The 11,662-nt window shown below is 44.0% G+C and carries 8 protein-coding genes; 3 read left to right on the plus strand and 5 right to left on the minus strand.

What is annotated here, in order from left to right; genetic code table 11:
- Positions 1 to 389: 389 nt before the first annotated feature.
- Positions 390 to 2,042, minus strand: a complete 1,653-nt coding sequence (locus tag AC2HW8_RS10285) for a lectin like domain-containing protein (protein ID WP_295024071.1) — start codon at positions 2,040 to 2,042, stop codon at positions 390 to 392.
- 328 nt (positions 2,043 to 2,370) lie between these two features.
- Here AC2HW8_RS10285 and gpr point away from each other — a divergent pair, with 328 nt between their 5' ends.
- Together gpr and spoIIP are read left to right on the plus strand one after the other, a co-directional pair.
- Positions 2,371 to 3,246: a GPR endopeptidase gene (gpr, locus tag AC2HW8_RS10290; RefSeq protein ID WP_046433046.1), complete on the plus strand. Its 876-nt coding sequence runs from the start codon at positions 2,371 to 2,373 to the stop codon at positions 3,244 to 3,246.
- 93 nt (positions 3,247 to 3,339) lie between these two features.
- Positions 3,340 to 4,437 carry a stage II sporulation protein P gene (spoIIP, locus tag AC2HW8_RS10295; protein WP_484327541.1) on the plus strand — a complete coding sequence of 366 codons (1,098 nt, stop codon included), beginning with the start codon at positions 3,340 to 3,342 and terminating at the stop codon, positions 4,435 to 4,437.
- Positions 4,438 to 4,613: 176 nt separating this feature from the next.
- On the opposite strand, the gene AC2HW8_RS10300 is transcribed toward spoIIP, so the two are convergent.
- The 4 genes from AC2HW8_RS10300 to AC2HW8_RS10315 form a co-directional block, all read right to left on the minus strand.
- Positions 4,614 to 6,059, minus strand: a complete 1,446-nt coding sequence (locus tag AC2HW8_RS10300; protein WP_484327542.1) for a TrkH family potassium uptake protein — start codon at positions 6,057 to 6,059, stop codon at positions 4,614 to 4,616.
- A 10-nt stretch (positions 6,060 to 6,069) separates the two neighbouring features.
- A complete protein-coding gene (gene trkA, locus AC2HW8_RS10305) occupies positions 6,070 to 7,425 on the minus strand; it encodes a Trk system potassium transporter TrkA (protein ID WP_021883221.1) in 1,356 nt (451 codons plus the stop codon).
- A 497-nt stretch (positions 7,426 to 7,922) separates the two neighbouring features.
- Positions 7,923 to 9,317: an NADPH-dependent glutamate synthase gene (gene gltA / locus AC2HW8_RS10310; RefSeq protein ID WP_021883220.1), complete on the minus strand. Its 1,395-nt coding sequence runs from the start codon at positions 9,315 to 9,317 to the stop codon at positions 7,923 to 7,925.
- 2 nt (positions 9,318 to 9,319) lie between these two features.
- On the minus strand, positions 9,320 to 10,162 hold the full coding sequence (locus AC2HW8_RS10315) for a sulfide/dihydroorotate dehydrogenase-like FAD/NAD-binding protein (protein ID WP_021883219.1): 843 nt from the start codon (positions 10,160 to 10,162) through the stop codon (positions 9,320 to 9,322).
- 414 nt (positions 10,163 to 10,576) lie between these two features.
- On the opposite strand from AC2HW8_RS10315, the gene AC2HW8_RS10320 reads away from it, so the two are divergent.
- Entirely contained in the window at positions 10,577 to 11,530 is a 954-nt protein-coding gene (locus AC2HW8_RS10320; RefSeq protein ID WP_304007318.1) for an L-lactate dehydrogenase, read from the plus strand.
- The last annotated feature ends 132 nt before the right edge of the window (positions 11,531 to 11,662 follow it).

Here is an 11,662-nt window from a genome sequence, read left to right on the forward strand (position 1 = left end):
CTCGTCATCCGGCAAGCGTATTCACCGCAAGATTTCAAGATTGTGAATTTGTATACCATGTCCTTGCACAGGTGGTTACCATGTTGCACTTGACACGATGACCGCCCCTACTGATTTGTGACATTTATAAAATTTGTTTTAACATATAATTTGTACCATTACTTGCAGGCATACACGGTTCGCCCATACATTTAAACGCAACTTCTATATATACAAAAACAGTCGGGTGACAATGATTTGCATTTTGCAAACTGTCTGCCCGACCGCAATTTTCAATTTTCAATTTTCAACTTTCAATTAAAAAAACTTCCGCTCGGACATCTACGCTCTCGCCTTGAAACGACTGTATTCACGAACCGAGAACGGTGGCTCGCCGTCCATTTTCAATTTTAATTAATTCCCACAACTATTTTCTGAATTTTCGTGGCATCGGCAACCGTGATATCTCCGTCACCGTCACAATCGGCATTGCAAAGCTGTGTGTTGTCAAGCTGTTCAAGCTTTACTATATACTTCTGAACAATGGTTGCGTCCTTAACGGTAATATCTCCGTCAAGGTCAACATCGCCGTTCAAAATCTTATCATTTTTGAGTGCCACAGCTTTGATAACAAATGTACCGCCGAGCGTATCATCTCTCTCGGTTTTGTACCAGTCGAGCAGTTCACATGTTGCGCCGTCATATTTAATGTAGCTGTTACCGTAAGATGAATCATTGAGGAATGTCATTTTCGTTGCACTTGTAAGCCATTCGCCTACACCAAGCTGACTTGATTCCTCTGAATTTGTTTTGATTCTCACACCGACTGCACCTCTTCCGAGCGGCGCAACAAATCCGTTTGCATCAACAGACTGATAACCGCTGTATGCAACCTTGCCCGAGGCAACAGACTTCCATTCGCTCTCATCATTTGAGGGAACACCGTCTCTTACGGGAATGTAGTAAATCTCATAATCCGCACCGTTGCTCTTTGTTTCAAAAAGCACCTTATCAAGTGTACGGCTGTTTTCGCCAAAATCAAAGCAATTGATGAATGTAATGTCGTTGCTGTCAACATAATCAAAGCTGTATGTAGCACCGTAGCGTTCATCCTGCAACAATGTCATATCGTCGGTAATCTCCGTCACCTCGTCAATTGTGAAATTCGGGGAATACTTTTCGCCGAAAATGTACTTATCCTCATATGAAAGCCAGAAATAACCGCCCATTGTGTTGTTATCGCCCCAGCTGTTGCGCACAAGCCATGCTCCGTTGTTCTGCGGCAACACACCTGTTCCGTTAGAGAATCTGTACCTGCTGAGATTATCGTTCCAACCCACAATGCTGATTGTGTGACCGACATAGTCGCCGTCATATGACTGCGGCATAAAGTAGGTTGTGCCTGCATTGTTAAAGCACTTGTTTGATGTGGCATATGACGCTGTCACCGAGCCGTTGTCGATTATTGCCTGCTTGATTTCGTTTGAATCAGCGCCGTCAAGATAACGCAGTTTTGTTGTGCCGTATTTAGTCTTGTCGGCTGTCATATCATCGCCGTGAATATTTTTTGAAAAATCAATCTCACCGACATCGGCAATCTCTGCACCGCCCTGCCATGAGGTGAGATAGCCGGGATAAATATTTGTAAATCCGCCGTCACGGTATTTTCTCTGCCAGCCCTTGCCGTTTGTCTGGGTTGTGGAACTTGCGTTTGCGTGGTCATGTGACATCTCGGTAACGGGATAGCCAAGCTTCAAAAGCTTTGTTTCAAAGCCTTCTGTGCCTGCAACCGCCCAACAATCATTATACTGCTGAGCCTTGATAGGTGTTACAAAGCCGAGATTTTTTGAGCTGAAATTACTCGGAAGTCCATTTTCGTCAACAAGCGAATAGCCGATTGCGGAATATGCAGACGGAAAAGACGAATCCGAAGATTGTGCATTCTTTGTGACCGACTCAAATCCGTCATCAATTTCAGCCGCATTTACGCTTGCAATGCCGACCGAAATCATACACACCGCAGAAACCACTGCGGTAAATTTTTCAACAAATTTTTTGTTCATAAAATCACCTGTATATAATGTAAAGATGTGTGTTTGTTTTAGAATTATAATCTATCTCTTTTTCTTTATGATAAAGGATTTAAATCTGAACAATTTCCGCTTTGCTTGCAAGGAGCGGAATTTGTGATAGATTGCAATCTACGCAGAGGAGCGTCAGCTCCTTAGAAATTCAGTGTCAACTGAATTTCGGGAGTATCTACTGCCTAAAAGCAGTAGATACCTGCGTTAAGATTATAACAAAACAAAATAGTCTTGTAAATAGAATACATAATATAAAATTGCGCAATAATAACAATATACAAACAAATTTGCGAAACGGGGGATTATTTTGCAGTTCAGAACCGACCTTGCAATTGAGGCAAGAGAAATTGCAGGAGAAAACACAGGCGGTATTGAATTCAAAAAATACAGTGAAAACGGTCTTGAAATTTCACGGCTGATTGTAAAGAACCAAAAGGCAAGACAGGCACTCGGCAAGGAAATCGGCACATACATTACAATTGAGTTGCCGTCACTCACCGACAATTTTACCGAAACCGACAAACGGCTTGAAACCGTCGGCAATGAAATCAAACGGCTGTTGCCCGTAAACGGACTTGTGCTTGTTGCAGGACTCGGCAACATGGAAATCACTCCCGACTCACTCGGACCGAAAACAAGCCGACGAGTGCTTGCCACCCGTCACATAGGCGGAGAAATTGCCCGTTCAACGGGACTTGACCGACTTCGCCCCGTTGCCGTAATGCAGACGGGAGTCACGGGACAGACGGGCATTGAAACAGGCGAATACATTCTCAGCATTGTACGGCGGATAAGACCGACAGCCGTTGTTGCAATTGACGCACTCGCCTCACGCAGAACCGAAAGGCTCGGCTGTACACTTCAGATAAGCGACACGGGAATCTCACCCGGTGCTGGGGTGGGCAACCACCGAACCAAAATCACAAAGGAAACAATCGGAGTTCCTGTTATTGCAATCGGAGTGCCGACCGTTGTTGACGCACAAACACTTGCGGTTGACATTCTCGGCAATGACTGCAACCGAAAAACGCAGAAAATGCTTATGCCGCAGGGCAGACAGCTTGTAGTCATTCCGAGAGAAATTGACCTGCTCACGGAAAGAGCCTCAAGGCTCATAGCCTTTGCGCTCAACGGAGCGCTGCAAAATGAATTTGATTTGCCCGACCTCATCTCGTTAATGTAAATCCACGCATATTTACACATATTCACCTACAGCACGGCATATATTTATTGCAGAAACCGATAGCCAACATATGTACGGATTGCAGGTGATTTTGTGAAAAGTGAAGGAACATCAAAAAAGAAACTGAAAAAAGCCTTAAAAACAAGCACAGCCGTTGTACTGTTGACAACGGCTGTTTTAAGCGTTATATACAGACTGCCTCTCTGCTTTGAATCACAGAATCCTGCGGCACTTGCCGCTGCCGCTTTTACTCTCACAAACGGAGAATACAAGCTTGAAAATTCAAAGACGGAAAAGCCGACAGATTCCGACCAAAAGCCCACAGAATCAGCCGACACAGAACCCATAGCCGAAAAAAATCACAAGCGTGACAAAAGCACCTATTACGATTCCTACGGCAACCATGACGGCGAGAACAAATACACGGTTGAGGAACGCACCATAGGCGACACGGGAACTCAGGTTGACAACTGCTTTGTCAAAAACAAAACGGGACTGTCCCTTGACTTTGACGGACTTCTTTCGGCAAAACTGCCGTTTTCAATTGACAAGGGCATAAACTCACCGCAGGTTCTTATCTACCACACCCACACAAGCGAGGCATATCTTGACGAAGATGTTAACTTTTTCTATGACAGCTTTTATTCACGCACAAACAACAACGATTTCAATGTTGTGGCAGTCGGAGATGCACTCACCGAACAGCTCAACAAGCGTGGAATAAAAACGGTTCATGACACGACAATTCACGATGAATCCTACAACGGTTCGTATGACCGTAGTGTTGACACAGTGTATAAAAATCTTGAAAAATATCCCGATATCAAGGTTGTTATCGACCTGCACCGTGATGCAATCGGAACGGACGAAAACAAGGTTAAGCCCGTGTTTACATACAACGGCAAAAAGGGTGCGCAGATTATGATTCTTGCGGGATGTGACACAGACGGTGAACGGGGTTTTGACTGCTGGGAGGAAAATTTAAACTTTGCCCTGAAAATTCAGGACAAAGCCGAAACCCTCTATCCCGATATGACAAGACCGCTGAATTTTGACTACTTTGCATACAATGAATATGTTTGCAACGGTTCGCTGTTAATAGAAGTCGGCACAGAATCAAATTCCATTGACGAGGCAACCTACTCGGGCAGTCTGTTAGGCAACGCAATTGCCGATGTGCTTTTAAATTGACGGCTAGCCGTCTTTCCCGGTTCGTGAAGACAGTTTGTAATATTAAAAACATATTATGCCCGAGCGTAGTATTGTAATTATTCGCACAATTCCACATATAAAAAACAGTCGGGAAGACATTGTTTTGCATTTTGCAAACTGTCTTCCCGATCTTTATTATAATCTTTTCAATTTACTTACGATTTTTTCCACGCTGACGGGGCGAACAGCAACATCAACGGAAACAATTCGAGTCTGCCTGCTAACATATCGAAAATCAAAATAATTTTTGACAAAATACTGAATTCCGAATAGTTGCCGACAGGGCCAACCATTCCAAGACCCGGACCTGTGTTGTTGATATTTGCGGCAACAGCCGTAAAACTCGTCACAAAATCCGTCTGATCAAGCGAAAGCACAAGCCAGCTTAACGCAAAGATTCCGATGTACAGCACAAGGAAAATTGAAGTTGACCTCATAACGTTGTGGTCAATCGTCTTGCCGTCCATTTTAACGGTCTTAACATTTCTCGGATGAATGAGGAGTGAAAACTCCTTTCGTGTTTCCTTAAAGAGCAAAATAACTCTTGAAACCTTAAAACCGCCGCCTGTACTGCCTGCCATTGCACCGATAAATGTGATAATCATAATCACAGTTTTTGAAAATTCAGGCCAGTTATTGACATCCGTCAAACCAAAACCTGTTGTCGTAATAATTGACGAAACATAGAAAAAGCTCTGGTGAACCGCATCATACGCGCTCGGATAAAGTGACCTGATGTTAAACGCAATCAAGGCTGTTGACAGCACGATAATTCCGAAATAAACCCACAGCTCCTGAATGCGGAAAGCCTGCTTAAACTTCTTCGCAAGAATGAGGATATACACGGAAAAGTTAATTCCGAACAGCATCATAAATACAGCAATAACGGTTTGCAGATAATTGTTGTATGAAGCGATACCTGCGTTGGTAACACCGAAACCGCCCGTACCTGCCGTTGCAAAGCTTATGTTAAGTGCGTCAAAAACAGGCATTTTGCCTACAATCAGAAATATAAATTCAAGTGTAGTCAAGCCGAAATAAATTCCGTAGAGCATCATTGCGTAATTTCTCATTTTCGGAACAGCCTTGCCCACAATCGGACCGGGGCTCTCGGCTTTCATAAGGAAAATATTCTGCTGACCGCCGAGCTTCGGGATAATAGCAAGCAAGAACACGATTACGCCCATACCGCCCAACCAATGGAGAAAGCTTCGCCACATAAGCATTCCGTGGCTCAATGCCTCAACATCGGTAAGTATAGTTGAACCTGTTGTTGTAAAGCCCGACACGGTTTCGTAAAAAGCGTCAATAAAACTCGGAATCTCACCGCTCAGCCAGAACGGAAAACATCCTACAAAAGACATAAGAATCCAGCTTAACGCAGTAGCCGCAAAGCCTGCCTTCTGATAAAGCACGGGATTTTTCGGCTTTTTTACTTTTACGGCAAGCAATCCCAAAAGTGCTGACAAAGCACCTACTCCAAGAAAATAAAGTCCCTCGTGTTCGCCGTATATAAATGAAGTAACGGTTGCAATCTGCATAGCCGCGCCCTCGACAATAAGAACCCAGCCGAGGATATACACAATTAATCGTTTATTCATTATGCTCCCCTCAACGCTTTACAATATCTTCAAGCTTGCTAAGACCTTTTTGCATGGTAAGCACAATTACCGTGTCCTCAGGTTTAATCACATCCGTACCTTGCGGAAGAATAATTTTTCCGCCTCTGTTAATGCAGATAATCTGAAGATTAGCCTTCAGATTAAGGCTCATAATCGGAACATTCGTAACCCTTGATTCCGCATTAACCTTGAATTCAAGAGCCTCAACCTTGTCGTCGTTAAGGCGGTAAAGCGATTCAACATTGCTGTCGCCCGTATTCTGCATCGCTCTGATATATCTTGCAATATATTCGCCTGTAAGGCTCTTTGGATGAATAATACATTCAAAATTCTGATCATGCAAAAGCGGATCAAATGACGCATTATTTACCTTAGTAATCAATTTTGCCTTTGTAATGCCCTTTAGGTACATCGTTATGATAATATTTTCTTCGTCATAATCCATAAGAGCGGCAATGCCGTCAGCGTGTTCAACACCCTCCGAAAGCAACAGCGACTGATCCATGCAATCGCCCTGAATTATAACAGCCCCGGGTATAGCCTCCGAAAGAAAGTTGCAGCGTTCGGGATTTTTCTCGATAATTTTGACATTCGCACCGGATTTAATAAGCGTCTTTGCAAGGTAGAACGAAACCTTGCCGCCGCCGAGAAGGATAACATCCTTACTTCTGCCGATTGCAATACTGATACGCTTAAAGAATTTTGCGGCAATTTCGGGCTTTGCAACAACAGAAATTCTGTCACCGCCGTTAATAACAAAATCACCGTTAGGAATGAACATCTCATCCCCTCTCTCAACCGTACAGATTCTCACCTTACCTCTGAGGTTGTCAACTCTGCTCAAAGCAGTTCCGACAATTGACGAATTCTGCGGTACAGTTACCTTGATAAGCTCAACAACGCCCTTTGAGAACGAATCAATTTCAAGTGCACCCGAAAATCTTAACAGACGACTGATTTCATTAGCGGCGGTCTGTTCGGGATTGATTGCCATAGAAAGACCGAGATGCTCTTTGATTCTGTAAAGGTCGTTTGTGTATTCGGGATTACGCACTCTTGCAATTGTGTGGGTAACGCCTGCCGCCTTAGCCATAAGACACGAATACAGATTGATTTCATCCCTTGCGGTTGCGGCAATAAGCAAATCGGCATACTCTGCGCCTGCCTCAATAAGCACATCATATGTTGCACCGTTTCCCTCTATGCCGAGAACATCAAGCGAATTTGCAAGTTTATCGACTGCACCGTGGTTAATATCGACTACGGATATTTCATGCCCCTCCAAATTAAGCTCCGACGCTATTGAAGAGCCAACCTTTCCGCATCCAACAATTATAATCCTCATAAATTTTCCTCTTAACCAATATTTAAAAACAAGGTGCGGACCACTGAAAAAATTCACCCGTCCGCATATCAAAGTCATAATACACCTATTTTATACTAAAATCAATACCAAAATAGAAAGAATCCGACTATATACAAATTTAATTTATTGTGCAAAACAGAAGAGCCGAGGTTCTGTACCCAAAAATAACGACCGGCGAGGACTAAACCGTGTAAATCACGCAAGTGATTGGAACGGATTAGACGAGTGAGAGTTATTTTTGGAAACAGTACAGAACAACGAGGCTTGACACCACGAAGAGCCGAGGTTTTGTATAATCCCACAACCCGTTTGAGGGGATAATGATTTCCATACGGAGAAAAATTTTAACATAACAAAAATTGCATCAGAGCCTTTCTCGGGCATCTGATGCAATCTCTTTATCTAACTATCTTCTCGAATAGACAGCGGTGGCACACCGCCGACCTTAATTTTACATTTTCAACTCAGAACAAAAATTACTTATTTTTATTCCGGATGTATTCGTCAATAGCGGCTGCGGCTGTTTTGCCTGCACCCATTGCGAGGATAACCGTTGCGGCGCCTGTTACAGCGTCACCGCCTGCATATACGCCCTCACGGGATGTAAGACCGTTTTCGTCAGCGATGATACCGCCCCACTTCTGAGTGTCAAGTCCCTTTGTTGTAGCCTTGATAAGCGGGTTAGGTGATGTACCGATTGAAATAACAACAGCGTCAACATCAAGAACGAACTCACTGCCGGGGATTTCAACAGGTCTTCTTCTGCCGCTTGCGTCAGGCTCGCCGAGTTCCATCTTAATGCACTTCATACCCGTTACGAACTCATCTTCGTTGCCGAGAATTTCAACAGGGTTATTGAGGAGCTTGAAGATAATTCCCTCTTCCTTTGCATGCTCAACTTCTTCCTTACGGGCAGGAAGCTCTTCTTCGCTTCTTCTGTAAACAATATAAACCTCTTCTGCGCCAAGACGCTTTGCACAACGAGCGGCATCCATTGCAACATTACCGCCGCCGACAACTGCAACCTTCTTTGCGTGCATAATCGGAGTTGTGCTGTCATCCTTATAAGCCTTCATAAGGTTTGTTCTTGTGAGGAACTCATTTGCCGAGTAAACACCGCAAAGGTTCTCACCGGGGATATTCATAAATCTCGGAAGACCTGCGCCCGAACCGATAAATACTGACTCAAAGCCGTAATCGTCCATAAGCTCGTCAATTGAGAGAACTCTGCCGATAACCATATTTGTTTCAACCTTAACACCGAGCTCTTTGAGTGTGTCAACTTCCTTCTGAACGATTGACTTGGGAAGTCTGAACTCAGGGATACCGTAAACGAGAACACCGCCTGCAAGGTGGAGAGCCTCAAATACTGTTACATCGTAACCCTTCTTTGCAAGGTCGCCTGCACAGGTAAGACCTGCAGGACCTGAACCGACGATAGCAACCTTGTGACCGTTTGACTCAGGCTTATTTACCTTAACATCTGTCTGAGCGTTGTGCCAGTCGGCAACAAATCTCTCAAGTCTGCCGATTCCGACAGGCTCAGTCTTGATGCCTCTTACGCACTTTGACTCACACTGTGACTCCTGCGGACAAACACGACCGCAAACAGCAGGAAGTGAGCTTGACTGCGAAATTACATCATAAGCACCTGCAAAGTTGCCCTGAGCAACCTCTTTGATAAAATCGGGGATTGCGATATGTACGGGACAGCCGTTTACGCAAGGTCTGTGTTTACAGTTAAGGCAACGCTGTGCCTCCTCAATTGCAACTTCTTCCGTGTAGCCTGTTGCTACCTCAAGAAAGTTTTTATTTCTTACATTAGGATCCTGTGATGGCATAGGAGCCTTTTTTGGTGACATATTTGGCATGATTACTCAACCTCCTTCTTGAACAGATTACATGTTTCTTCGTATGCATGACGCTCAAACGGCTTGTACATTGCGCCACGCTTCATAGCCTCGTCAAAATCAACCTTAAAGCCGTCAAAGTCGGGGCCGTCAACACAAGCAAACTTTGTCTGTCCGTCAACTGTAAGACGACAGCCGCCGCACATACCTGTGCCGTCAATCATAATCGGGTTCATGGAAACTGTTGTGGGAATATTGTAAGGCTTTGTTGTTTTAACAACAAACTTCATCATGATAAGCGGACCGATTGTAATAACGAGGTCATAGTCCTCGCCTGCCTTAATCATCTCTTCGAGAGGAGCTGTAACAACGCCCTTTTGACCGTATGAACCGTCATCTGTCATAAGAATAAACTTGTCTGAGCAAGCCTTGAATTCATCTTCAAGAATAACAAGATCCTTGTTTCTGAAGCCGACAATTGAGTGAACCTCACAGCCGATTTCGTGGAGCTTTTCGGCAACCGGAAGTGCAATTGCACAGCCAACGCCGCCGCCTACAACGCAAACCTTTTTAAGACCGTCTGTATGTGTGGGAACACCGAGAGGGCCTACAAAATCGTGAATATAATCGCCTTCGTTAAGGTGATTGAGCTTTTCTGTTGTTGCACCGACAATCTGGAAGATAATACGAACTGTGCCGGCCTCTCTGTCATAGCCTGCAACCGTAAGCGGAATACGCTCACCGTTCTCGTCAACACGGAGAATGATAAACTGTCCCGGCTCTGCCTTTTTGGCAATAAGCGGAGCGTCAATTTCCATAAGTGTAACGGTTGGATTCAGAGATTTTTTCTTAACTATCTTGTACATTTTTCTCTTTTCCTTTCGCATTTGAATTCACATTGGTAGCGGCGAACCGTGTTCGCCAATTATTCCAAGTGCAAACTTGGAATAACGGAAATAACAATGTAAAAGTCTGAATATTCAAACTTCTCTGTCCGAGCATTGTCGGACATTTTCCTATAAAATAAAAATCGGAATATGCCTAATGTATTCCGAACACCTTGTCAAATTAATTTTAGCACAATTATATCTGCGTTTCAAGTGAATTTTGATGATTTTTACATATAATCTTTGCCATTTCACCAAACAAACAGCCGATTCTGCCGTTATTTTTTTCACACTCCCCCAAAAAGCACAATTCAATCAATTTTTTGAACCTAAGAATAATTTTTGCACATATGAAAATCCTAAAAAAAGAATACAAATGAAAGGGACGGTCATATGTCGGGAAACAAAAGAAAGGTTGTACTTGTGGGAACGGGAATGGTCGGAATGAGCTTTGCCTATGCGGCACTCAATCAAAATGTGTGTGATGAGCTCGTTATGATTGACCTCAACGAAAAGCGTGCCGAGGGTGAGGCAATGGATTTGAACCACGGGCTTGCATTTTCGCATTCAAGCATGAAAATCCGTTGCGGAGGTTACGGTGAATGTGCCGACGCCGACATTGTTGTAATCTGCGCAGGTGCAAATCAAAAGCCCACCGAAAGCAGGCTTCAGCTTTTGCAGAAAAACGCAGTTGTATTTTCTTCAATTGTACCAAAGATTGTGCAAAGCGGTTTTGAGGGCATTTTCCTTGTTGCGACAAACCCCGTTGACATTATGACACGGGTGACCTATGAACTTTCGGGATTCAATGCGTCAAAAATCATCGGCACGGGAACTACACTTGACACGGCACGGCTCAGATATCTTCTCGGCGAATATTTTGAGGTTGATCCACGCAACATTCACGCATATGTAATAGGCGAACACGGAGACAGCGAATTTGTTCCGTGGAGTCAGGCACTCCTTGCCGCCAAACCGCTAAAGGATGTCATGCGTGATAACCCAAAATCGTACTATATGGAGGAGCTTGAGCAGATAAGCGATGATGTGCGTTGTGCCGCCCACAAAATCATTGAGGCAAAGGGCGCAACCTACTACGGCATCGGTATGTCAATCGTCCGTATCGTCCGAGCAATTCTTCAAGATGAAAACAGCGTTCTGACAGTATCGGTTCGTCTGCGTGGCGAATACGGCGGCAAGAAAGATGTGTTCATCGGCAACCCGTGCATAGTAAGCGCAAACGGTGCAAAACGCATTCTGGAACTAAAATTAACCGAACAGGAATTGCAAAAGTTAGATAACTCCTGCACAATTTTGAATGACAACTTTAAGAAATTGAAATTATAAAAAACCTGTATTGTCTGTAGGGGGGATAATATGTCAAGTGCAACATGGTAACCACCTGTGCAAGGACATGGTATACAAATTCACAATCTTGAAATCTTGCGGTGAATACGCTTGCCGGATGACGAGTCATAC

It is taken from the genome of Ruminococcoides sp. (genome assembly GCF_057037865.1).